Annotated in this window: 18 protein-coding genes; 7 read left to right on the top strand and 11 right to left on the bottom strand. The window is 40.1% G+C overall.

What is annotated here, in order from left to right; all coding sequences use genetic code 11:
- Positions 1–952 precede the first annotated feature (952 nt).
- Both LC454_RS17315 and LC454_RS17320 read left to right on the top strand, forming a co-directional pair.
- Positions 953–2359, top strand: a complete 1407-nt coding sequence (locus LC454_RS17315) for a Gfo/Idh/MocA family protein (RefSeq protein ID WP_262903097.1) — start codon at positions 953–955, stop codon at positions 2357–2359.
- A gap of 169 nt (positions 2360–2528) precedes the next feature.
- On the top strand, positions 2529–3467 hold the full coding sequence (locus LC454_RS17320; RefSeq protein WP_223583730.1) for a formylglycine-generating enzyme family protein: 939 nt from the start codon (positions 2529–2531) through the stop codon (positions 3465–3467).
- A gap of 44 nt (positions 3468–3511) precedes the next feature.
- Here the strand turns inward: LC454_RS17320 and carB are convergent, their stop codons facing one another.
- Positions 3512–6331, bottom strand: a complete 2820-nt coding sequence (carB, locus tag LC454_RS17325; RefSeq protein WP_223583731.1) for a carbamoyl-phosphate synthase large subunit — start codon at positions 6329–6331, stop codon at positions 3512–3514.
- Between the two features lie 261 nt (positions 6332–6592).
- Positions 6593–8851 carry a beta-N-acetylhexosaminidase gene (locus LC454_RS17330; RefSeq protein ID WP_223583732.1) on the bottom strand — a complete coding sequence of 753 codons (2259 nt, stop codon included), beginning with the start codon at positions 8849–8851 and terminating at the stop codon, positions 6593–6595.
- Between the two features lie 150 nt (positions 8852–9001).
- On the opposite strand from LC454_RS17330, the gene lipA reads away from it, so the two are divergent.
- Positions 9002–9883 carry a lipoyl synthase gene (gene lipA, locus LC454_RS17335; protein ID WP_120261378.1) on the top strand — a complete coding sequence of 294 codons (882 nt, stop codon included), beginning with the start codon at positions 9002–9004 and terminating at the stop codon, positions 9881–9883.
- 187 nt (positions 9884–10070) lie between these two features.
- On the opposite strand, the gene LC454_RS17340 is transcribed toward lipA, so the two are convergent.
- The 8 genes from LC454_RS17340 to upp form a co-directional block, all read right to left on the bottom strand.
- A complete protein-coding gene (locus tag LC454_RS17340; RefSeq protein ID WP_223583733.1) occupies positions 10071–12668 on the bottom strand; it encodes a carboxypeptidase-like regulatory domain-containing protein in 2598 nt (865 codons plus the stop codon).
- A 62-nt stretch (positions 12669–12730) separates the two neighbouring features.
- Complete coding sequence (locus LC454_RS17345) at positions 12731–13633, bottom strand: GLPGLI family protein (protein WP_223583734.1); 903 nt, start codon at positions 13631–13633, stop codon at positions 12731–12733.
- Between the two features lie 126 nt (positions 13634–13759).
- A complete protein-coding gene (locus LC454_RS17350; RefSeq protein WP_223583735.1) occupies positions 13760–15403 on the bottom strand; it encodes an amidohydrolase in 1644 nt (547 codons plus the stop codon).
- 226 nt (positions 15404–15629) lie between these two features.
- Positions 15630–16040 (bottom strand): BrxA/BrxB family bacilliredoxin, encoded by a 411-nt coding sequence (locus LC454_RS17355; protein WP_223583736.1) that lies wholly within the window; start codon positions 16038–16040, stop codon positions 15630–15632.
- A 144-nt stretch (positions 16041–16184) separates the two neighbouring features.
- Positions 16185–16718: an AAA family ATPase gene (locus tag LC454_RS17360; protein WP_223583737.1), complete on the bottom strand. Its 534-nt coding sequence runs from the start codon at positions 16716–16718 to the stop codon at positions 16185–16187.
- A 23-nt stretch (positions 16719–16741) separates the two neighbouring features.
- Positions 16742–17344, bottom strand: a complete 603-nt coding sequence (gene pnuC, locus LC454_RS17365; protein WP_223583738.1) for a nicotinamide riboside transporter PnuC — start codon at positions 17342–17344, stop codon at positions 16742–16744.
- A gap of 52 nt (positions 17345–17396) precedes the next feature.
- Positions 17397–17870, bottom strand: a complete 474-nt coding sequence (locus LC454_RS17370; RefSeq protein WP_046672303.1) for a ribonuclease H-like YkuK family protein — start codon at positions 17868–17870, stop codon at positions 17397–17399.
- Between the two features lie 103 nt (positions 17871–17973).
- Positions 17974–18621 (bottom strand): uracil phosphoribosyltransferase, encoded by a 648-nt coding sequence (gene upp, locus LC454_RS17375; RefSeq protein ID WP_120261383.1) that lies wholly within the window; start codon positions 18619–18621, stop codon positions 17974–17976.
- A gap of 284 nt (positions 18622–18905) precedes the next feature.
- Here upp and uvrB point away from each other — a divergent pair, with 284 nt between their 5' ends.
- From uvrB to LC454_RS17395, 4 genes are all read left to right on the top strand, one after another.
- Entirely contained in the window at positions 18906–20939 is a 2034-nt protein-coding gene (uvrB, locus tag LC454_RS17380; RefSeq protein WP_223583739.1) for an excinuclease ABC subunit UvrB, read from the top strand.
- Positions 20940–21361: 422 nt separating this feature from the next.
- Positions 21362–22393, top strand: a complete 1032-nt coding sequence (gene proB / locus LC454_RS17385) for a glutamate 5-kinase (protein ID WP_223583740.1) — start codon at positions 21362–21364, stop codon at positions 22391–22393.
- The gene (locus tag LC454_RS17390) at positions 22390–23640 is read left to right on the top strand and encodes a glutamate-5-semialdehyde dehydrogenase (RefSeq protein WP_223583741.1); all 1251 of its coding nucleotides are present in this window, start codon (positions 22390–22392) and stop codon (positions 23638–23640) included. Before proB ends, LC454_RS17390 begins: the two co-directional genes overlap by 4 nt.
- A gap of 12 nt (positions 23641–23652) precedes the next feature.
- A complete protein-coding gene (locus LC454_RS17395; protein WP_223583742.1) occupies positions 23653–24057 on the top strand; it encodes a hypothetical protein in 405 nt (134 codons plus the stop codon).
- Between the two features lie 63 nt (positions 24058–24120).
- Here LC454_RS17395 and LC454_RS17400 read toward each other — a convergent pair whose 3' ends face one another.
- Positions 24121–25257: an acyl-CoA dehydrogenase gene (locus LC454_RS17400; RefSeq protein WP_223583743.1), complete on the bottom strand. Its 1137-nt coding sequence runs from the start codon at positions 25255–25257 to the stop codon at positions 24121–24123.
- Positions 25258–25440 lie beyond the last annotated feature (183 nt).

Consider the following 25440-nt stretch of genomic DNA (forward strand, 5'->3'; position numbering starts at 1 on the left):
TCTTCCCATTCCGAACAGAGCAGTCAAGCCCGCCAGAGCCGATGGTATTGCCGTAACAGGTGGGAGAGTAGGTCGGTGCCTTTTTTTACACAGAAGCCCTTGCTGGAAACAGTCAAGGGCTTCTTGCGTTTACATACTTCCCAGAGAATAATGGCCTTGCGCATATAGCCCATGTTATTGCAGCTCTTGCCATAGTGATCTTAAACCAAATAGGCCTTTTATTATCTGATTCTTCCCTGCATAAGTGGTCCAGCAGATTATATAGTAAGCACAGTGACATCCTGCTGACGATAGAGCAGCTCCGAAAACCATTTATTTACATGTTGCACGAATGTTAAACACCCCTGCCTGCTGGCTAATTCGGATTCTACCACTGTGTTATTGCAACTGTTCACGTAATGATCTTTGCCGAATGAACCTGCTATATGATTCTTTCCTCAGTAGAAGTGGGGCTGCTGAATATTGGACCCTATCATAAACGGAGGTGGGCTTGATGATTGGATTGGGGAACCAAATTACTAGATGCTCAGATGTCCTGCAAGTGATTTCTAATCCGACTAGTGATAGCCCTAGAAAAAGAATACTTTACAACGGAGATCTCTAGTATAAAGGTATAATAAACTTATCATCTTGAGTATATGCTCTTTAAGTTTTTACTATAAAATTGAAATCGTGTATTTATCTACCAGCCACAGTTTTGTTGAAAAAATTATGATTATAATAAATTAAGCAATCGTTTGTGTAGATTAAACAAACGATTGCTTTAAAGTTTGATTTTTTATTTCGAGAAAAGTGTTATATTATTGTTATAGAGATTAAGTTCTTTAGTTAGAACCAAGTATAAATCCAAATCCAAATGGATTTTTCTTATTGACTGTTTAGTTTGTTTTAAAATAGGTGATTTTTTAGAGGGACCATTTTGGTCCCTTTAAATTTACATGAACTTTAAATTATGGATTCTAGAAGAGATTTTTTAAAAAAGGCCGGGATTTTATCATCATTGGCTGTTTCACTTCCTACTTTGGTTAATGCAAATGCGACTGCAGAAGCATTTAATATGTGTGGTTATGCCGCACCCAAAATTGATAGAGTGAGAGTTGCTGTAATCGGATTAGGGATGCGTGGTCCCGGTGCAGTCGAACGATTATCTTTTATCGAAGGTTGCGAAATCGTTGCGCTTTGTGATAAACACCTTGAGCGGGTAGATAAAGCGCAGAAAATTCTTACCTCAAAAGGTTTGAAAGCTGCAAAGTCTTATTCTGGAGAAAATGGCTGGAAGTCATTATTGAAGGAAGAAAAGTTGGATCTGGTCTATATTTGTACACCTTGGGACTACCACGCACTAATGAGTATCGCAGCTATGAAAGCGGGTAACCATGTGGCTTGTGAAGTACCAATCGCATTAACAATAAAAGATTGTTGGGAGGTGGTTAAAACATCTGAAGCAACAAAAAAACATTGTATGATGTTAGAGAATTGCTGCTATGATTTTTTCGAGATGTTGACATTGAACATGGCCCGCCAAGGTTTATTTGGTGAATTAATCCATGGTGAGGGTGCATATATTCACGATTTATTGGATTTGAATTTCTCAAAGAATGGTTATGATAATATGTGGCGCCTAAGGGAAAATATTAAATACAATGGTAATCTATATCCAACTCACGGACTTGGGCCTGTAGCACAGTGTTTAAATATAAATAGAGGAGACAAGATGGATCACCTTGTCGCGATGTCGTCTAATGATTTTATGATGGGTGAGAAGGCTAAGGAACTCGCGGGAAAAGATTCTTTCTTTCAGGAATTTGTTGGGAAGAAATACCGTGGCAATATGAATACGACACTAATTCGGACAGCGAAGGGTAAAACAATTATGCTACAACATGATGTGACTTCGCCTAGACCATATTCAAGACTACATACATTAAGCGGTACAAAAGGCTTCGCTCAAAAATACCCAACTGAGAATATTGCATTCGGTCACGAATTCATCAAGGAGGAAAAACTCAAAGAATTATATGAAAAATATACACCAGAATTAGTGAAATACATCGGTGATAAGGCCAAAGAAGTTGGCGGTCACGGAGGTATGGACTTTATGATGGACTGGCGTCTAATCGACTGTCTGCGTAACGGATTGCCATTGGATCAAGATGTTTATGATGCTGCTTCATGGAGTTGTATTGTACCATTAAGTTTTGAGTCCGTTGAAAAGAACTGTAAAACGGTAGCTGTACCAGATTTTACAAAAGGTGCATGGAAGAATAATAATCCTGTGGATATCACCTTAAATGGTGGAGGTAATACACCTATTCGCTCAAAAAATACGAAAAAAGAAAATGTACAATTGGATGTATAAATTGTGCATCTAAGTCAATAATTTGAAAGGGGAGCATTTTATTGTTCCCCTTTTATGTTTATCTTTAGGTATGTTAATCAATCTGACGCTAGTTACCTGTCTATCTATATTTTCCACAAATGATACCCTTTCATGCTGTGTCGGTGAAAATATACCTACCCGGGCCGGAATGATCAAATCTCAGTTAGCCAAACAAAGCAGTAATGCTACGGGAAAGATGGTTTTAATTGAAGGTGGTAAATTTCTGATGGGAAGTTCGAATTTCGAAGATAGTAAACCTGTACATACTGTAGAACTCCATTCATTTTATATGGATGAGCATGAAGTTACAAATGCACAATTTGCTCAATTTGTAAAAGAGACTGGATATGTGACCGTAGCTGAGCGAAAGCTTGACTCAAATGATTTTCCCGGTGTTGATCCGAATATGCTTGTCCCTGGTTCAGCTGTATTTTCAAAACCCAAAGAACACAACTCTTTAAATAATTATCTGATGTGGTGGGAATATATTCCTGGCGCAAATTGGCAACATCCTGAAGGTCCCAGTAGTTCGATAAAAGATAAAATGAATTATCCAGTTGTTCAGGTCGCCTATGAGGATGCTGCTGCTTATGCAAAGTGGGCTGGGAAACGATTGCCTACTGAAGCTGAATGGGAATACGCTGCCCGTGCCCGTAAAGATACCAATGATGATCTGTACTATTGGGGGAAAGAGTTGAAACCAAACGGAAAGTGGACGGCCAATATCTATCAGGGGAAATTCCCTGTTGAAGACTCAAAAGAGGATGGCTACGAAGGAGTCGCTCCCGTGAAATCTTTTCAGGCGAATCCTTTAGGACTCTACGATATGGAAGGGAATGTCTGGGAATGGTGTTCGGACTACTATAGACCAGACTATTATAAGAATAGCGTGGCGTCAAATCCCACAGGACCGGAGAACTCCTATGATCCGCAGGAACCTAATCTCGAAAAACGTGTCCAACGAGGAGGATCGTTTCTCTGTAATGATCAGTATTGTGAACGTTATAAAGCAGGAAGCAGGGGGAAAGGTGAGGTAAATAGCCCGACAAATAATGTCGGTTTCCGATGTGTAAAAGATATAAAATAGAAAAGGCTTGCAAATGCAAGCCTTTTCTATTTTATAGAGACACCTTATTGTGCATTCAAAAACATTGATTTTTGATTGTACAACTCTCTGAAATATGGGTCTTGAAGATCTTTGATAAAGCGGATTGCTTCACCAGTTGATTTCATTTCAGGGCCTAATTGTTTGTCTACCTCAGGGAATTTATTGAAGGAGAATACAGGCTCTTTAATCGCGTATCCCTTCAATTTACGTTCGATCGTAAAGTCACTCAATTTATTAACACCTAACATAACTTTTGTCGCGATGTTGATGTAAGGAACATCATAAGCTTTCGCGATGAAAGGAACTGTACGTGATGCACGTGGGTTAGCCTCGATGACATAAACATTTTCACCTTTGACAGCAAACTGAATGTTTAATAGACCACGTACATTTAGTGCTTTAGCTAACTTGATCGAGTATTCTTCCATTTTATCCTGAACTGCTTGTGATAAACCGAATGGAGGTAATACAGCCGAAGAATCTCCGGAGTGAATACCCGCTGGCTCGATGTGTTCCATCATACCGATGATATGTACATCTTCACCATCACAGATAGAATCTGATTCTGCTTCTTCAGCGCGATCCAAGAAATGATCGATCAGGATATGGTTTCCAGGAAGATTTTTCAATAAGTTGACAACTGCTTTTTCCAGGTCTTCGTCATTGATGACGATACTCATGCCTTGTCCACCCAATACGTAAGAAGGGCGAACTAAAACTGGATACCCAACTTCGTTAGCAACCTGTAATGCTTCTTCTGCCGAAGTAGCCACACCATATCTTGGATATGGAATATTTAATTCTTTCAAAAGATCAGAGAAACGGCCACGATCTTCTGCCAAGTCCATATTTTCGAAAGAGGTACCAATGATTTTTACACCAAGCTGCTCTAAGCGTTCAGCCATTTTAAGTGCTGTTTGTCCACCCAATTGAACGATTACACCCTCAGGTTTTTCTAATTCAATGATCTCGCGAACATGCTCCCAGAATACAGGCTCAAAATATAGCTTGTCAGCCATATTAAAGTCTGTCGATACTGTCTCAGGGTTACAGTTAACCATGATTGCTTCGTAACCACATTCTTTGGCTGCCAATAATCCATGTACACAGGAGTAATCGAACTCGATACCTTGTCCAATACGGTTAGGACCAGAACCTAATACAATGATTTTCTTTTTATCTGAAGAGATGGATTCATTTTCTTCTTCAAATGTTGAATAGTAATATGGAGTTTGTGCTGGGAATTCCGCGGCACAAGTATCAACCATTTTGTAAACTCGGTTTATGCCAAGTTCCTTACGACGATCATATACCTGATCTTCCGTTACATTACCTAGCAACCAAGCAATCTGTACATCTGAATAACCTTTTTGTTTTAAGGTCATGAAGAAATCGCGTGGGATATTATTCAGTTGGTAACGACGTAACTCTTGCTCAAGATGTACTAACTCCTGGATCTGTACCAAGAACCATTTGTCGATACGTGTTGCTTTACGAATTGATTCCAATGGAACACCTAATTCGAATGCATCTTTGATATGAAACAAACGGTCACCACTTGGATGTTCTAAGCTATCCATGATCTCGTCCAGATTTCTCCATTGACGACCATCGGCACCTAGGCCAGCGCGGCCAGTTTCAAGTGATTGACATGCTTTCTGTAAAGCTTCGATAAATGTACGGCCGATTGCCATAACTTCACCTACGGCTTTCATTTGAAGACCCAATTCTTTGTTTGCACCTTTGAACTTGTCAAAGTTGAAACGTGGGATCTTGACGATGACGTAATCTAATGTTGGTTCGAAATATGCTGAAGTAGTTTTAGTAATCTGATTTTGCAACTCATCCAAGTTGTATCCGATCGCCAATTTAGCTGCAATTTTTGCAATAGGGTAACCAGTTGCTTTTGATGCTAAAGCTGATGAACGAGATACACGTGGGTTGATCTCGATTGCAATGATTTCTTCATTTTCTGGATTTACCGAGAATTGAACGTTACATCCACCTGCAAATGTACCGATTGAGCGCATCATCAGGATAGCCTGATTACGCATATCTTGGTAACATTTGTCCGATAATGTCATACCTGGAGCTACTGTGATCGAGTCTCCAGTGTGGATACCCATTGGATCAAAGTTTTCAATTGTACAGATGATAATGACATTGTCGTTGGTATCGCGAAGCAATTCTAACTCGAATTCTTTCCAACCCAATACAGCTTGTTCGACTAAAACCTCGTGTGTTGGTGATGCGTGTAAACCTCTATTTAAGGCTGCATCAAAATCTTCTTTTCGGTGTACAAATCCACCTCCTGTACCTGCTAAGGTATAGGAAGGACGTATAACAAGAGGATAACCAATTTCTTGTGCAGCTTCTTTACCTTCCAGGAATGAGTTTGCGATCTTTGATGTTGCAACGCCTACACCAATATCAACCATTAATTGACGGAATTCTTCACGGTTTTCAGTTTTTTCAATGGCAGCAACATCAACACCGATAACTTTTACGTTGTATTTTTCCCAAAGACCTAGGTTGGAAGCTTCGATACATAAGTTCAAAGCTGTCTGACCACCCATGGTAGGAAGTACAGCGTCAATATTGTGTTTTTGCAATATTTCTTCAATACTTTCGCAAGTTAATGGAAGTAAGTAGACATTGTCTGCAACAACTTTGTCCGTCATGATTGTTGCAGGATTTGAGTTGATGATGGATACTTCAATACCTTCTTCTTTCAATGAAAGGGATGCTTGAGATCCAGAATAATCAAATTCACAAGCTTGACCGATAACGATGGGACCTGATCCGATGATTAAAACCGACTTAATGGAAGTGTTTCTTGGCATTATATCTAGTTCAAAAAATTAAATTTCCTATTGTAAATCTGAGCAAAGACAATCAAAAATAGCTCATGGGGAAGGGTCATTCCGACTGCTTTGTCGGAGTGCAAAGTTACATTTTAAATTTTGAAAATGAAGTATTTATTTTAATAATATTTCAAAATAAAATGACCTTTGTTGGAAAAGTAGTCTTGAAAGTAGCAATAATAGTTGGAAAACGTAAGGAGTGGGTTCTCCAACTATTATCGTAAATTGTCTATTATTCGGTTAATAAACAATAATTTCATCTGTAAATAAATATCCTTTTTTCGGATTGCTGGCTTTGATTTTTATGTAGCGGGCCTGTTGTGCTTTATCCAGTTTAAGTTCGAATCGTTTAAAGGTTAATTTGGATTCTTTATCGGATATATCATTTACAACTGTACCTACTTTTCTATAGCTACGTCCATTATCAGAAAGAAGGACTTCCATTTCACCAGGCATGTAAACCCCCGGACCTATCATTTGCATGAAATTCATGGCAACCTGATGAATTTCTTCTCTTCGCTCTAAATCGACTACCACATCAATCGGGCTTGTAAAACCCTGCCATTGACCATCGTGGTAAGATAGTCCGCCGGTTATTCCATTGGTTAAAGTCGAATCTTTTTGAGCGGGATATCCTGACCATTGCGTATTGTAAGTTACTTTTTTTCCAATGGCGCGATGAATATCAATATCAAATGATAATGTAGGGCCTATTTTGATGGAGTCCTGAAAATATGCAGCATTGATATGTCCTGTTGAACTAAGTTCAAATGGGCCAGTATATGGTGTAGACTGAATCGTAGGTTCACTCCCATCAATTGTATATCGGATCTGATCCGTGTTCAATTGCTCTGTAGTAAGTGTAATTTTGTTGTTATTTTTAATTGCATTATAAGACGCTGTATAAGCAACATTGAATGATGGACGATAATAGTTCAGATTTAGCTCCTGTAGCAATTTATAATGTGATTGTAATCTTCGTTGAAAGTCAGCCCAGCTTTTTGCATCTTTCGTTGTCCAATTGACTTCGGATAATGCTAATGCGCGCGGAAATACCATATATTCGACATGCTCAATAGTCGGCACATATTCTGTCCATATATTCGCCTGTGCACCGAGGATATGTTTCGCCTTATCACCCTGTATCGCAGCTGGAATTGGGTCGTAGGAATAGACTTTATCAAGTGTTAGATAGCCTCCAATAGCTTCGGGTTGTGTTCTTGGGTCTGTCTGGTAGGAATCGAAATAAAGATGTGAGCCCGGAGTCATAATGACATCGTGGCCAGCATTTGCAGCTTTTATTCCGCCCTCTTCTCCACGCCAACTCATGACTGTTGCTCCTTCGGTCAGTCCGCCTTGTAAGATTTCATCCCAGCCAATAAGCTTTCTACCCTTTGATTGCAGGTACAGATCCATTTGTTTGATGGCATAACTCTGTAATTCGTCAACTGACTTTAACCCTTCCTTCTGCATAAGAGCTTGATCTTTTGGACAGGTTTCCCAATGTTTCTTTTCCGCTTCATCACCGCCGATATGGATATATTGAGAAGGGAATATGGTGATTACTTCATCCAGCACATTTTTTAGAAACTCAAAAGTCTTTTCATTGCCAATGCAAAATTCTCCTTGGCTATAGGGTTTCCCTGAACAGGAAAGTTCGGGATACACGGCTAATACCTCTTCTGAGTGTCCGGGCATTTCTATTTCCGGGATGACATTGATGCCTTTTCGGGCAGCATAGTCGACCAGTTCGCGCGCTTCTTCCTGTGTATAAAAGCCACCACTGGCATTTGGATTTCCTTTTTCCACATATTGACGTCCATTGTTCCACCAATCTTTCCAATGGGCATGTGTACGCCAAGCTGCTTTTTGTGTTAATTCCGGATATTTTTTAATCTCCAGTCGCCATCCCGCTCCATCTGTCAAGTGCCAGTGAAAGTTATTGAACTTATAAATGGCCATGATGTCGATATATTTCTTTACGAAAGAAAGGGGCATAAAATGACGGGAAACGTCTAAATGCAATCCTCGGTATGAAAAACGAGGTTCATCAACGATAGTCGCAAATGCTATTTGGCTAGGATCAACTTGTAGATACCCTAATTGAACTAAAGTATAAATTCCATTAATGACCTGTGGCGTATCCCAGGCTTTAAGCAAGAGACCTTTCTCATCAATTTGAATCGAATAGGCATTTTTGCTGAGGTTGTCTGCATCAACAGCCTTTACAATACGAAAACCTTCTTTTGGTGTTTTTTTGTTTTTCTTTAGCACTTCAAGTGTTAAACTCTTGATCGCAGGATGCTCAGTAAGCAATTGCACCGCTGGTTGGAAATCATCAGAGACAATAACTGTGAGTTGTGTTGGGATGGTATATATTCCAGTTGCTACGTTCACCTTGGATGGCTTGGGAATAATGTCAAAATTAGTTTGGGCCTGCGCACTAAAAATGCAAGCTCCCCCAAGCAATAACAGGGATAAAGATTTGCTCAATCGCATAGTAAAGTATTTAGATCAATAGATAATCAACACAAATATCCTAATTTTTGTTTCATTATTCTATTATTGCCGTCATTCGATAAGTATTTATGATATAAAACCAACAAATTGCCCAATAGAAATTACATTTTTAATCCTTAACTTTGTTGTATGATTGAACTTCCAGTTATCCCGGCAACTCCTGCACAACGCAAGCCAGATTGGTTGCGTGTCAAATTGCCTGTTGGTAAAGAGTATAGACATGTCAGAAGTCTTGTAGATGAGCACAAATTACATACAATTTGTGAGAGTGGAAATTGCCCAAATATGGGTGAGTGTTGGGGGGCAGGAACAGCGACCTTCATGATATTAGGAAATATCTGTACACGTTCATGTTCGTTTTGCGCTGTAGCAACAGGTCGTCCTTTGCCAGTAGACTTGGATGAACCAAATAGGGTAGCCAATTCTGTGAAGTTGATGCAGGTGAAACACTGTGTTATTACTTCTGTAGACCGTGATGATCTAAAAGATGGCGGTTCTACAATTTGGGCGGAAACGATCAATGCAATCCGTAAAGAAAGTCCTGAAACAACTTTGGAAACACTATTGCCAGATTTTAAAGGTCAATGGGATAATTTGGATCGTGTCATTGCGGTTCGCCCAGAGGTCGTTTCACACAATTTGGAAACTGTGCGTCGTTTGACCAGAGAAGTACGTGTTCAGGCGAAATATGACCGTTCTTTGGAATGTTTGCGTCGGATTTCGGAAGCAGGTCTTCGTACGAAGTCGGGTATCATGTTGGGGCTTGGTGAAACGGAAGAAGATGTGATTGAAGCAATGCAGGACTTGTATAATGTTGGTGTTCATATTTTGACTCTTGGACAATACTTGCAGCCAACGAAAGCGCATCATCCCGTTATTGAATTTATTACACCAGCTCAATTTGAAAAATATAAAAAAATTGGTTTGGAAATGGGATTCAAATATGTTGAGTCCGGACCTTTGGTTCGTTCATCTTACCATGCTGAAAAGCATTTGTTCGATATGCAATAATAGCGCGCTAAATGATTAGACTTCTTGGGAAAACAAAAGTTGTTTCCATGTTAACATATTAAAAGGGCCGGGTGAATATTTCACCCGGCCCTTTTAATGGATCATCTTATCCTAGTTGAACTTTGCAAGTAACTGCCTTCGACTACAGGTTTCACTTAAAGGGCTAGTTTTCATGTAAATTTAAACCCTAAAGATTAAAAACAGCGCGTAGTAAAATTGTTCTTCCACGTAGTTCAAATTCATTTTGAGAGATCATATTGGCTGTTGTCATGTAGGTTCGATAATTTTTTATATTCGTTAAATTACTCATATCCAATTCAAAATCAGTTTTCCATTTGTTCAATCGATAACGCGCAAAAACATCTATAAAGGTGTAACTCGCATTATTCATATTCGTCTGGAAAGTGGAGAGGTTACGTATGTTTACGCGTATATAGCCGCTTTTAAAAGGGCTTATAGGGAAACCTAAGTTATGTATCATCATGGTTGTTTTATTCCGGATCAGATGGTCTTTCCCTTTTTGCTGGCTTCTATTCCAATTGAGTGTACCTGTATAAGATACATGATAGGATTTGAATATTTTTGCTTCTAAACTAGGTTGGAGGGTATAATTGATGCTTTTTATGGGGACAACGCTACTGTTTAGCAATTGATTGAATTGGGAATATGCAATACCGCCTTTTAACTTGAGTGTACTTGCTAATGGAAATATATATTTATCAAACCCAATTTGTGAGGACCAGTGTTCTTGCAGGTTGTCCATATTAACCAATATATTCTCTGTGATATCATCTTTTATAATTGAGGATAACATCGTGTTGGAGGAAAGCCTAGAATAGCTGATTCCTGCATTCGCAAATAATACTTTCAATGTACGCGCCAGATTGTAATTGAGATTAAAGGCATGTTTTTGAGATTCATTCAGCGCAGCATTGTTTTGGCTAAGCATCCTATAATTGCGCAGTACTGCTCCACGGAATACGTCTTCAATATTCCCGATGTCCTGGCTATATTGATAAGCAAATTGGAGATAATCTTCTTGGGAGGCTCGCCAGCGTGCTTTTAGGCCGGGGTTGATCAACCATGAATTTTTTGAAACGTCCATAGCCTGTGTATTATCTTCATATTGAGTGATCAAATAGGTGATCGGGATATCGAGGTGAGCCTCGAAGCGATCGTTTTTCCAGTCATACTGCGGTGTAATGAATACTTGAGATCTGCTCCAGTGTAGATCATTACTCGTATTCTGGCCCGGTCTTCTATCTATCTGCTCATTATCTTGCAGATATAACAATGAAGTAAAATGTTGGCGGTCGGTATTGAAACCGATCTGATAATGCTGCTTGATCTTACTTTTTTTGAAGTGGTAACCTGTCGAAACTTCAGTGAAAAATGAGGGAACCTCGATCTGCTGAATGGTACTTTTGTATGGAATGCTGTCATTTAATATTTCAGGAAAAACACCTGGATAAATCTGTAGAGATTGTGGTTTATTTCCATAGTTTAATGTCCAATTAACGGCTATAATATCGTTGTTTTTTAATTTCGGTATATAACTGAACTGATTGCTGATTCCCTTGATATGGTGTTTTTGAAATTGGTCAATTTTACTGGTCGAGTTTGTTAATAGGGCTTTTATATCTTTTTTTTCATATTCAAAGGAGAGTATTTCGCTGATGTATTTTTTTTCTGTATTCACGGATGCCGAGAGTCTTGCCGCACCTAGCCATTTCTCTGCTCTGATACCGTTTTGTTCTTCAAAGGATACATCACCCCCATCGAGTAAATATCGTGTACTAGCAGCGTTATTCTGCCTTTCTTTATCAAATAGTAACTGAATATTTGATTTCAATTGCCATTTGTTTTTGAAATTATATAGATTATTGGTGTTGAGGGAACCAGTATTGTTAAAGTAATAGTTGTTTTTTGGAATATTGGGAGCTCCAGTTGTACTTGTTGCAAGGAGATTGTTGATAGAGGAACCGCCAAATTTCGCGAGCAAAGATGATTGGCTATTGCCTATGATATCACCGGAAAGATCCCTGCCAATGTTATTTGCACTGAGTACATTCAGCATTTTAATTTTTTTGTTAAAAAGAATGGAGTTTAGCTCGGGGTCATAGTTGTTGGGAGTACCAGCAGCTATTTTAGCCTGTCCGGTTAATTTTAATTTAGCATCTTCTTTAATGACAAGGTTAATGGCTACATCGTCTGTAAATCTTTTGTTTTTAAGCACTTTGTAGTGTTCATGGTTATCGAGGACCTGAATGTCTTTGACCATTTTGTGCGGAATTGTTCGCGTGCCTATTCCGTAACGATCTTCTAGCAGATCATCGCCGTCAATGTAAAGTTTGGAAACCGTTTTGTCCTGATATTTTATTAAGCCGGATTCTGTTACCTCCATACCGGGTAGGCGTTTGATGACGTCTCCGATATTTCGATCCTCCTCCTTAGCAAAAGAACCTACATCATAAGAAATGGTGTCGTTGGAACGACTTACTTTGGGTTTACTCTTCACAACAACATCTTTTAATAGATTGGTTTTTGGGGTTAAGGTAATCTGGAGATCGGTCGCCTTTTTACCAATTTGCTGTTCGAATTTTTCGTAAGTGAGATGGTTGATCTGCAGGTAGATGGTAGTATATTCTTTAGAAAGTTGCATCATAAATTGTCCTTCCTTATCAGTCGTTTTAAAAGCGACGATTTTATTTTCAGACAGGATATTTACACTTGCGAAGGGTATGGGCTTCTGTGTATTTGCTTCTTGTACCTTCCCACTAATCATTTGTTGGGCAAAACAAATTTGCCCAAACCAAATGATTAAAAATAAACATATAGATACTTTCATTAAGGTATTAACTCAATCGGATTATTGGTGACTTTAGAAGGTTTATATAGTTCATCTTTCTGTATATTAAAACTTTTGATCCTAGACACATCCATGCCACCATCTCCAGTTTTCGCACCGGTGCTTGAACCGCTTCTAACAGTAATGGCATTGCCGGAACCTACACTGATACTTCGACTCTTTGCCGATTGAGCGTTCATATAGGCCTGTGGATTTGCTTTAAATGCAGCTTGGATTTTTTGAACTTCCTCCAGTGAGGTTGTAATCACGCCTTGTGGTAGAGCCACCTGTACTTTGCTGTCTTCCAGTTTATCAAATCCGGCATAGGCAAAAACGACCTCGTTTCTTGTATCCCTTGCATCCAAAATGAGTCCCGGTAGTCCATGAAGTTTCCAAGGACCATATGGAAATGGCAATTCCGTCGTAAACCAGACTTCATATGTGCGACCTTTGAAAGTTGTTTTTGCATTTTGACAACTGTATCCTCCGATCTCCTTATGATCACCTAATACTTCCCATTCCTGAGCTGGGTAAGTCTGAGGTATAGCAAACTTGTCCCCGGCAACGGATATCAATTCTGTCATTTTGTTGTTGTTGACATCTAGTAAATACGATGCCCCTAAAGCTGTCGTTCGTGTCTGGATAGTTATATTCCCATCAAAGGAGGGGGCATCCATCTGTTTTTTGACCTCATCCTGCATACGATCTGTGGAGTATGAGGTATAGAAACTGGCCTGCTGATTAAGATAGGTGACCGTTTCGTCGCGAATAAATTGATCACGTTGCGCAGTGTCATTAATGTGTTTGAATTCGTAATGTACTTTAGCTATTGCTGGCGAATTTTCTTGAGCAAATAGAATCTGTATTGTCACAGATAATAAGAGGGATAATGAATATTTCATAAAATTATGTTTATATCGTAAATATACGAAATATTCGTAATAATGAAAATTATTGTAACTTTTCACTACTATCCCGTGAATGGTGCTTTTCTGGAAGGATGAGACGGAGTTCTGTTAGGTGTGAAACTATTGTTGTTGTCTATTGAAAACAGTTTCTCCAGCAATCACTGTTCGTGTTGTTTTTACGTTCCGCAATTGTTCGTTTGGTATTTTGAGGATGTCTTGTTCGAGGACAACAAAATCGGCGTCTTTGCCGGCTTCTATGCTTCCCCGTTTTTTCTCCTGAAAGCAGGAGTATGCTGCCCAGATTGTCATTCCGCGCAATGCATCTTCCCTACTGATAGCGTCTTGCATTTGGAAGCCCTGATCTGGGGAACCTTTTTTATCAACACGAGCCACAGCTGCGTGAAAACCATACATCGGATTGAAATGTTCAACCGGGAAGTCACTCCCTAGGGCTAGTTTACCATATTCTTTCAAGAGATGCTTGTACGCATAGGCACCTTTCATTCGCTCTTCTCCCAGTCGGTCTTTGGCCCAGTACATGTCTGATGTAGCATGGGTTGGCTGCACAGAGGGCATAATCTGGAATTTTCGGAATTTATCGAAGTCGACTGGTGAGATAATCTGTGCGTGTTCAATACGCCATCTGCGATCTGTGCGTGGTTGTAGATATTTGCCATAGATGTCCAAAATAATTCTGTTGGCTGAATCACCGATCGCATGGGTGTTGGCCTGGAAAGTACTAGCTGCAATCGCTTTGATCATGTTTTCATATTCCTGTGGGCTGTGCAAAAGAAAGCCATGTGTAGGTGCATCATGATAATGAGCGAGGAGGCAGGCTCCCCTTGAGCCTAATGCGCCATCTGCAAGTAATTTGAATGATTTGATTTCTAAACGATCAGTTTCGTAAAATCCCTGTGCTATAAATGAGGCGATATTTTGCGGGTTGCCAAGGATCATTGCATAATCTCTAAATTTTAACGCGCCATCTTTATAGTATTTTTTTAATAGGCTGAGTCTTTCTTTTGATAAACCTGCATCCACAATAGAAGTAAGGCCCACAGAAAGCAATGAGTCCTGAGTTCGCTTTAACATTCTCAGGTACTCTTTTTCATTGGGTACCGGGATTGTTTTGTTGACCAGATCCATTGCATTGTCGATCAAAAGACCATTTGGTATAGTGTTGCTCCCACCGACAACGCCACCATGAATAATGGGAATGCTTGTCAATTTGGCCCATTCTAAGGCTTTGGAGTTTACTACAGCGGCGTGATAATCTACACGTATCAGGTATACTGGTATATCTGGGAAAGCTTTATCCAGTAGTTCTTTTGTAGGGAAGGACTTGTCTTTCCAGCGATTTTGGTCCCAGCCACCGCCAATGAGCCAGGTTTTCTTGGGATTTTTTTGCTGATAACTTTTAACCCGTTGAATCACCTCTTCGAAAGAATCCGCGCCATTGAGGTCGACCTGATCCATGAGTTCGGCTTCATCAAATAGATGAGCGTGCGCATCGTAGAATCCAGGATAGATCGCTTTTCCTTCAGCGTCTATTTTTTCTTTGGCTTTATACTTTCGTTGGATCTCGTCGTCTGAGCCTATTGCAATAAATTTACCGTCCTTAACCGCAAATGCCTGTGCTGTGCTAAAGGTGGAATCAACGGTATAAACATGAGCATTGTACACAATCAGGTCTACCCTTTCTTGCGGAGAACAAGCAAGGAAGATCATGGAAAAGAGGGAAAGAATAACTGGAAAGTTTCTCATATCCTAAAAATAAAAAAAAGTGTTTATAAAGCGAGGGCTATTTCTTTGAAATATGATTTGACTGAAAAATCGGGGGGCTTGGCTGAAATATCGTTTGGTATATTATGGACTTGGTAACAATGGAGGGGTTGTATAATGGAATAGACGGTTTCTATCTTTTTAATAACAAAAACGGCTATCCAAATAACTCAGATAGCCGTTTTAATTCAAAAATCAAAATATGTGATTAGCAGTACTCGTCAAACGCAGCGACTAAATTGTCAGCAATCATTTGTGCCGGGCGACCTTCAATCATATGTCTTTCAATCATGTGTACCAATTTACCGTCTTTGAACAACGCCATTGCTGGAGAAGATGGAGGGTAAGGCAACATGTAGTTACGTGCTGTGTTGACAGCATCAGCTTCCATACCTGCAAAAACAGTAACTAGTTTTGCAGGATGTTTTTCGTTTTTTACAGCCGCTTTTGCTGCAGGGCGTGCATTTGCTGCCGCACAACCACAAACGGAGTTAACAACTACAAAAACAGTTCCTTCTGAAGCGATTGCAGAATCAACTGCTTCTGGAGTTTTTAATTCTTCGAATCCCGCATCAACTAACTCTTGACGCATTGGAGCTACTAAATATTCTGGATACATTATTTCTTAAGTAAAAATGTTAATATTCTAATTTAATTTGGTACAGCGCGACTTTCTGTTTCGCATTCTACGATCTTTGCCAAATCGCTATACTTTACTTTTACAAATATAGATGTAAAAGGCTTTCTCGTCAAGGTGCTTGTCTCAAATCAATGTCAGAAAATCGTTAACAGCTGTTAAACCATTTACCAGTCGCTGCTGTCCCTCCCCTGAGATAATGCGATATTGACCACCGACGGCTTCTAACTCTGTTTTCCATATCTCCATAAAATGTTCTCGTTGCTCTGGAAAATCTCTTAATGGATCGTCTTGCCAAGGTAGATCTATATCCATCAGTAGGTATAGGTCATAGGGGTGTTGCTGAATCTTATCGGTAACCTCTTTGGGGGTATGATTGAATAGATGGTCAGACCAGATTTTCACGGTCATAAAAGTGGTGTCACAGATTAGGATGTTTTCCTTTGCTAATGGAAGGAGTGCTTCTTCCAAAGCAACTTGTCCATAAAACATATTGACCTCATCCTGCAACGTATATTTATTATTGAGACTCTGACAGTAATAGCGCGAATACTCCGGTACACAGACTGTTTGAAATTTTTCAGCGAGATACTGTGCCATGGTTGACTTTCCTGTAGACTCGGGGCCTACGACGGCAATTTTTATTAACTCTTTTCCCACATCTATCTTTTTGATAGGCAATATTACGCAAAATTTTTATAGGTTTTTTGCCAGTCACGGTAACCATTCCAGGCAATAATGGCGAATACGAGATACAGTACAGCTGTTAGCATAAGCTCTTTGTGTATATACAATGGGATATAGCAGATATCGACAAAAACCCAGAGAATCCAGTTCTGAAGTACTTTCCTCGTCATTAAAAACTGAGCGACAAAGCTAACTGAAGTACAGAATGCGTCAATATAAGGGACGTCGGAATTTGTTTTACTGTCCAAAAGGTAGCCTATTGCGGCTGTCAAAAAGATAATGACAAGTATGCTCAAGATGAGTTGATTTCTATTGGCCTTAACAATCGGTCTCTTTTTTTCTTCCTTTCGCTTATGCCAGTAATACCAGCCATATACGGCTGTGGACAAAAAATAAAATTGGAGTATGGTGTCACCATAAAGCCTTGCATCATAAAAAAGGATGGCATAGGAGACCACACTGATAATGCTAATTGGCCAGTTCCATATATTTTGTCTTGCGGCCAAATAAACACAAAGAAAGCCAGTTAGCGTACCTAACCATTCGAGCCAAGTAGTTTGGGCAAATTGACTGGCAATCTGCTGAAAAAAATCCTGCATCTGGTGTGTTAAAAATTACACCTTAAAGATACAAAGTCTGCCTTAGAATCAACTACTGCACCTGTTTATTGGCGCAATTGGTGCTCGCAAAAGACTCAGGTTTGGCCTTAAATACGAACCCCATACCCATAATATATCCCATGGCTTCTTTGAGGGCTACATTTGACTGAAAATTTGGATTGGTGTTGATGTCGGCGTGGACTTCTAGGTCTACTTTGTGTTTTTCGAGGAGGGGGCAGAGTTGATAGGCGATGTCGATGGATTTTTGGACTTCGAGTAGCATCCGTTCTTTAATACTCATTCGGTGATGCCTTTTGTCCCGTTGGATAAACATAAATCCACCTTTATGTTCCCTGAGAAAGACGATGACGGTGGCGAAGTCGATGATTCCTCTCTTTACTTGGGAATCGGTGCCGATATAAACCTTGAGCTTGTTCCCTAGGGCGTCTTCTCGTTTAATGACTTCCTCAACAGCATCGAAAATCGTAGAGCGAATGGATTCGCCATTGTATTTTTGCCATCTCATAGTGGTATAAATTAGATATATATAAATTAAACTTCATCATTGATATAAATTTACTGAATTTCAATGATCTAAGTGTTAATTTAATTTTAAATAATTCTCCACATTAATGAAGTTTTTCACCATAGGCCAGATCTCCTGCATCGCCCAGACCGGGAACAATATAGGCTTTTGTTGTCAATTCATGGTCGACATCACCCACCCAGATATGCGCAGTCGGAACGAAAGCCTTGACATGGTTTAATCCTTCTTCCGATGCAATTGCCGCAACAATATGCAGTTCTTTAATCTCATATTCGGCCAAAAGATCTTTACAACATAAGACAAGGCTCTTTCCAGTAGCCAGCATCGGATCGACGATGATAACTGTTCTATTATCTAAATTCGGTGTATTGACGTATTCTTTGTGAACTTCAAATTCGCCACTCTTTTTGGTGTGCCTATAAGCTGCGATAAAAGTATTGTCGGCTTGGTCAAAGATATTTAATAAACCTTGATGGAAGGGAAGTCCTGCCCTTAGAATAGTGGCTAATACCGGCTGTTCCATCAATAGCTGTGTCTTGGCAACGCCCAGGGGTGTTTCGACCTCCACGGGTTTAAAGGCCATGGTTTTGCTGATCTCATAAGCAAATACTTCTCCGAGTCGTTCCAGATTCCGACGGAAACGCATGCGATCCCGCTGAATAGTAACATCTCTCAATTCTGCAATAAAATGATTTGCAATGCTATTTTGGGTAGATAGAATAGTGACCATGACGTGCGTGCTAGTTCTGTTAAAGCTAAAGATAGTAAATAATCAACTGAAAGTAATAACATCTGCGGCATATTTATAGTTTGATATAAAATGGTAAAAAAATTAGTAAATTTGTGTGAAGACCATCTAAAATATGGCCCTAGACCACATGTTATAAAATCGTAACATTTATAGATTATCATTGTGTGCGTGTGACGGATTTTTCTAAGCTGAAATTTAGCGATGCTTGAGTGCTGATGCTTAGCGAAAGGTCGAAATAGTTTTCTTTAAGAAATAGGAATTGTATGAAATTTGAATTGACATCAGAGTATAGACCGACAGGTGATCAACCAGAGGCAATCAAAGAATTGGTAGCAGGTGTGGACCAAGGTGAACAATACCAGACACTCTTGGGGGTTACCGGATCCGGTAAAACATTTACTATAGCCAATGTAATTCAAGAAACACAGAAACCAACCCTGATATTAAGTCACAATAAAACATTGGCGGCTCAGCTATATGGTGAATTTAAACAGTTCTTTCCGAATAATTCGGTTAATTATTTTGTTTCTTACTATGATTATTATCAGCCGGAGGCATTTATTGCTTCCACGAATACTTACATTGAAAAAGACTTGGCGATCAATGAAGAAATAGAGAAGCTTCGATTGGCAACGACTTCATCATTGATGTCCGGACGACGGGACATTGTTGTGGTTTCTTCGGTGTCCTGTATTTATGGTATGGGAAATCCCGAAGATTTTTCACGTTCAATTTTTCGTTTTGGGGTTGGAATGACAATAACCCGGAATGCCTTTTTGCATAAACTGGTCGAAATCCTTTATTCTAGAACAACAACTGAATTTAAACGTGGTACTTTTCGTGTCAAGGGAGATACCGTAGATGTATACCCCGCTTACTTAGATTTTGCGATCCGTATCTCCTTTTTTGGTGACGAGATTGATGAATTGAGTGAGATCGATCCGGTATCTGGGAAGACCTTGAATAAAATGGAGGATTTAGCCCTTTTCCCAGCGAACCTTTTCGTTACTCCGAAGGAGAAATTTAAGGAATCTATCTGGGCCATTCAGGATGAATTGATGCAACGTAAAACACAGTTGGAGGAGGAAGGGCTTATGTTAGAAGCTAAACGGCTAGAAGAACGTGTGAATTACGATCTGGAAATGATGCGCGAACTTGGCTATTGTTCTGGAATAGAAAACTATTCTCGATTCTTTGATGGAAGACAGCCGGGGATGCGTCCTTTCTGTCTGCTGGATTATTTTCCGGAGGACTATCTGCTTGTTATTGATGAGAGCCATGTTACCTTGCCGCAGTTACGGGCCATGTATGGTGGTGACCGCTCACGTAAGGTCTCTTTGGTGGAACATGGTTTTCGATTACCTGCAGCCATGGACAACAGGCCGCTCAACTTTCCGGAGTTTGAATCGTTGACCAATCAGACGATTTATGTTTCGGCGACTCCCGGAGATTATGAATTGCAACAGACGGAAGGTGTCGTTGTTGAACAGGTCATCCGTCCGACAGGCTTATTGGATCCCATTATTGAGGTTCGTCCGGCTATAAATCAGGTGGATGATTTCTTGGAAGAGGTCGACAAAACGATCAAGGAAGGAGGCCGTATCTTGGCTACGACCCTGACCAAACGGATGGCTGAGGAGTTATCCAAATATATGACCAAGTTGAATCTTAAAGTGCGTTATATACACTCTGAAATTAAGACTTTGGAACGTGTAGAGATTTTACGGGGATTGCGCTTAGGCGAGTTTGATATTTTAGTTGGCGTGAATTTACTTCGGGAGGGATTGGATTTGCCCGAAGTTACACTGGTGGCTATTCTCGATGCCGATAAAGAGGGCTTTTTACGTTCGGAGCGCTCACTGATCCAAACGATCGGACGTGCTGCCCGGAATGATAAAGGACGGGTGATCATGTATGCGGATAAAATGACAGATAGTATGCGCGTAACGATAGAGGAGACCAATCGACGTAGGGAAAAGCAAATGAACTATAATATAGAACATGGTATTACACCACGAACGGTTGGAAAGACCAGGGAAGAAATTCTGGAGCAGACCTCTGTCGCCGATTTCTCAGGCGTTGAGCAAAAGTTTTATGTTGAGCCAGATCCTACGCAGGCTATCGCAGCGGATCCTGTCATGCAGTACCTCAGCGAAAAAGATCTGAAAAAAGCGATTGATGCTGTTCGCAAGAAAATGGATAAAGCTGCGAAGGAAATGGACTTCTTGGAAGCCGCCAAATACCGTGACGAAATGTTCTCTTTGGAAAAGCTCTACGATGAGCGTTTTTCATCGTAAATGAGATATACTTACTTTTTAATAAGGCAGTATTAAAAAGGTAAATTTTGTGATAAATGGGCAAGGTTCAGGTTCTTTATGGATTTGAACCTTGTTTTTTATCATTCACTGAGATTTAGATCAGCCCCTGATTTAAATTTTGATTTGAGATCTAATGCATTAGTTATGGTACAGGTCTATTTTCCTTTTATGTTGTGCGCACCCACTTATGATTTCTTACTGAGTATTCAATTCTCAGGAGGGGACTTTTACTTCTTTGGATAGCCTTTCCTTATGATCTATTTTTCGTGTGAAGGCGGCTTACCTGCTTAAAAATAGCTGGCATTTTATTGCGTAATATTGTTCAAATGTTAACATATTTTGCAAAAATCAAATTCTTCTCAGTAAATTAGAGCTTTAATCTAAACTAAAGCATACTTACAATGAAAAAGCCTATTCTCGTTGTCAAATTTGGATCGGCTTCTATTACCACGAAAGAGGGAGAAGTTGATGAACGTATTGTTTTGGAGGTTGCTCGGCAGATTGCTTCTTTGCAGAAGAAGTACAATATTGTCCTGGTATCTTCAGGTGCTGTTGCTGCCGGCAAGCGTTTTCTCCCCAGTTATACAGGTACATTGTCGGAACGAAAGGCGGCGGCCGCCATCGGAAATCCGATATTGATTAATACGTATTCCACCTACTTCAGGCCTTTTAAGATTTCGTTGGCGCAAAGCCTATGTGAAAGACATCATTTTTCCAATCGGGACCAGTTCCTCCAGTTAAAGAATACCTATGAGGAACTGTGGCGCAATAATGTTATCCCGATAGCAAACGAAAATGATGTGGTGAGCAATAAAGAGTTGAAGTTCTCGGATAACGATGAATTGGCCACGTTGATTGCTGTTGGATTTGGTGCTGAAAAATTACTGTTTAGTACTTCTGTTCCAGGCGTATTGGATGCAAATAATAAAATCATAGAAAAGATCGAAACCATTGACCGGGATGTTCTGGGATTGGCAAGGAAAGATAAATCTGCGGTAGGATTAGGAGGGATGACCTCAAAATTGAATTTTGCACGCCTAGCTAATCAGATGGGAATTGAAGTGGTTATTTTTAGCATGCAGACTGAAGATGCGATCACGAAAGCGATCAAACATGAGACAGGTACCTTGTGCTTGCCGGAGCGTAAAAAGATCTCCTCACGAAAAAAATGGTTGGCGAGTGGAAGCCTAATTAAGGGTGAACTGATGGTGGACCGAGGTGCTGAAGAGGCTTTGTTGAAACATAAAAGCTTACTCGCTGTTGGTGTAACGCGTATTGTTGAACATTTTGAGAAAGGAGAGGTGTTGAACATTGTGAACCTCGATGGTCTGACAGTGGCTGTGGCCCGGGCGAAAATGGATTCATCGTTGTTATCTCAGTCCAGTAAAAAGAATTTAGAAATTGCGCATGCAAATGATATCGTATTGTTATGAGTGAATCAATAATTGAACAATTGAAGGCGGCAGCTAAGGCGAAACAATTCTTGCAACAATTTGCTCCAGATGCTAAAAAGGTCACTTTGGAGGCTATCGCTGCGGCACTTGTTGAAGAAGAGGCCCTAATCCTGCATGCGAATAAAATTGACCTGGATCTTATGGATGATGGAGATCCAAAGAAAGACCGTCTTCTGCTGAATAGTGATCGCTTACAGGCACTATCAGCTAGCGTAAAACAGATTGCTGATCTAGCAGATCCGACCGATCAGCTGTTGCTCAAGAAAATTTTGCCCAATGGATTAGAAATAGAGAAAATAACTGTCCCGCTTGGTGTTGTTGGTGTGATCTATGAGTCCCGCCCGAATGTTACAATAGATGTAGCGGCGCTTTGTATCCAGTCAGGTAATGTTTGTTTGTTGAGAGGTGGTTCTGATGCGCAATATACAAACGAGGCCTTGCTGCACGTTATCCATCGTGTATTAGAAGCAAATGGTATTCCCACAGACATTGTGCAATTGCTGCCTGTAGCGCGTAAATATGTATCGGAATTGCTGGAAGCAACTAAATATGTCGATATTATTATTCCACGCGGTTCACAGTCCCTGATAGATTTTGTTCGGGCAAATGCGAAAGTCCCTGTTATAGAAACTGGTGCTGGTGTATGTCATACATATGTGGATAAAACTGCTGATCTCGGGATGGCCGCAAAAATTGTAGCCAATGCAAAGATCTCCAGACCATCGGTATGTAATTCTTTGGATACGGTTTTAGTGGATAAGGAAGTGGCACCGGAATTTTTGGCTAAACTAGCGCCTTACCTTGAAAATGCTTCGGTGGAAGTGTTTGCAGACCCCATTGCCTATGAATTATTGGCGCATCAAAAATTTTCAAATTTAGTGGCCGCCGAAGAAGCAGATTTTGGAAGAGAATTTCTAGATTTGAAGTGTTCGATAAAAACAGTCAATGGATTGGATGAAGCTTTGGAACATATCGAAAAATATTCATCAAAACATTCGGAGTGTATTGTGTCTTCACATGAATTGACTATCGAACGATTTTTGAATGCAGTGGACGCAGCAGCGGTATATGCGAATGCTTCAACTCGTTTTACGGATGGTGGTGAGTTTGGATTGGGAGCAGAAATAGGTATTTCAACACAAAAACTGCACGCACGTGGTCCTTTTGCATTAGAGAAGTTGGTAACAGAAAAATGGATTGTCCGTGGCAATGGACAGATTCGATAATAGATCGACAAAATGGGGATAAGTTTTAAAAAAGATTTAATGGTGCGCTGGGTGGAAGATATTGGAAAATTTCTTCGTATTTGGATTGACGGTTACGATGCTTTTGCGGAACCGAGTGATCCCACCGTATTTGACGATGCTTATCAGAAGTTTTTTGAAAAAGACCGTGGTTTTTATTTGGGTCTCTCCGAAGATGAACTTACAACCTATTCAAAAGAGGAACTTCAGGCACAGCAGTTACATCCACTGGCATTGACCTTACTATTTGATGGCTTGAATGCAAACGGTGAAGAACAGCAGAATTTATTGCGAAAAGCAAAACTCATCTTAAATTTGGCTATGGCTGAAACGGCGAGTTTCTCTTTTCAGGATTATCAATACCTGTCGATGATAGATGGTAAATTGAATAATCAATAAAAATCCTGTCCCTTTCTTTGAGAAGGGACAGGATTTTTATTTTAAGTTATACGATGAACATGCTTAACGTAAGATTTCCCGTGCAATAACCAGTCTTTGTATCTCAGAAGTACCCTCATAGATCTGTGTGATCTTGGCATCACGCATTAATCTTTCTACATGATATTCTTTCACATAACCATAACCGCCATGGACCTGAACAGCTTCGACAGTATGTTTCATGGCTACTTCAGAAGCGTGTAGCTTGGCCATCGCAGCTTCTTTTCCATAAGGTAGACCTTGATCTTTGGTCCATGCCGCTTTATAGGTCAACAACCTCGCCGTTTCGATATCTACTTCCATATCCGCTAGTTTAAATTGGATCGCCTGATGTTCTGAAATTGGTTTGCCAAATGTTTTACGTTCTTTGGAATAGGCAAGTGCAAGATTATATGCTCCGGCTGCAATACCCAACGCTTGTGCTGCGATACCTATACGTCCTCCATCGAGTGTTTTCATGGCAAATTTGAACCCAAAACCATCTTCACCGATACGATTTTCCTTGGGTACTTTGACATCCGAAAATAGCAACGAATGCGTATCTGAGCTTCGGATTCCCAATTTATTTTCTTTTGGTCCAATTGTGAACCCAGGTAATCCTTTTTCAACAATTAATACATTGATTCCTTTATGGCCTTTTTCTGGATGAGTCTGTGCAATGACGAGGTAAATATCAGCGTGACCACCATTGGTAATCCAGTTCTTCGTGCCGTTCAGTATATAGTGGTCACCTTTGTCTTCGGCTGTTGTATGTTGCGAGGAGGCGTCCGATCCAGCTTCAGGCTCAGAGAGTGCAAATGCGCCCAGTTTTTCGCCTTTGGCCAATGGAACAAGGTATTTTTGTTTTTGCTCTTCTGTTCCAAAAGCATTCAGTCCATAGAGTACCAAAGAATTGTGTGCGGAAACAATAACGGCTGCGGATGCGTCAATTTTGGCGATTTCCTCCAATACAAGTACATAGGCTAAGGTATCCATACCAGCACCACCATAGGCTTCAGGTGTCATGATACCCATAAATCCAAGGTCGGCCATCTGTCTGACAAAATCTGTCGGAAATTTGGCTTCTTCATCCCGTTGTATTACACCCGCTTTTAGTTCTTGGGCAAACTCCCGTGCTGCATCACGGATCATTTTATGTTCTTCGCTTAATTCAAAGTTCATGATATCTCAATTTTATGGTCTATAACTTATCATAACTGTAACTCTTTACTTAATCGTCGCGAAGCAAAAAATGTTTTAGCATCGCGGCATTGGCGCTAATTTCAGTCCTTTTTTGGGGAAAGAGCTAGCTTATAATCAAATATACAAAATATATATTATGCTTGCATAGTATTTAATTAGCGT

The sequence above is a fragment of the Sphingobacterium sp. GVS05A genome (genome assembly GCF_019969845.1).
Lineage (GTDB): Bacteria > Bacteroidota > Bacteroidia > Sphingobacteriales > Sphingobacteriaceae > Sphingobacterium.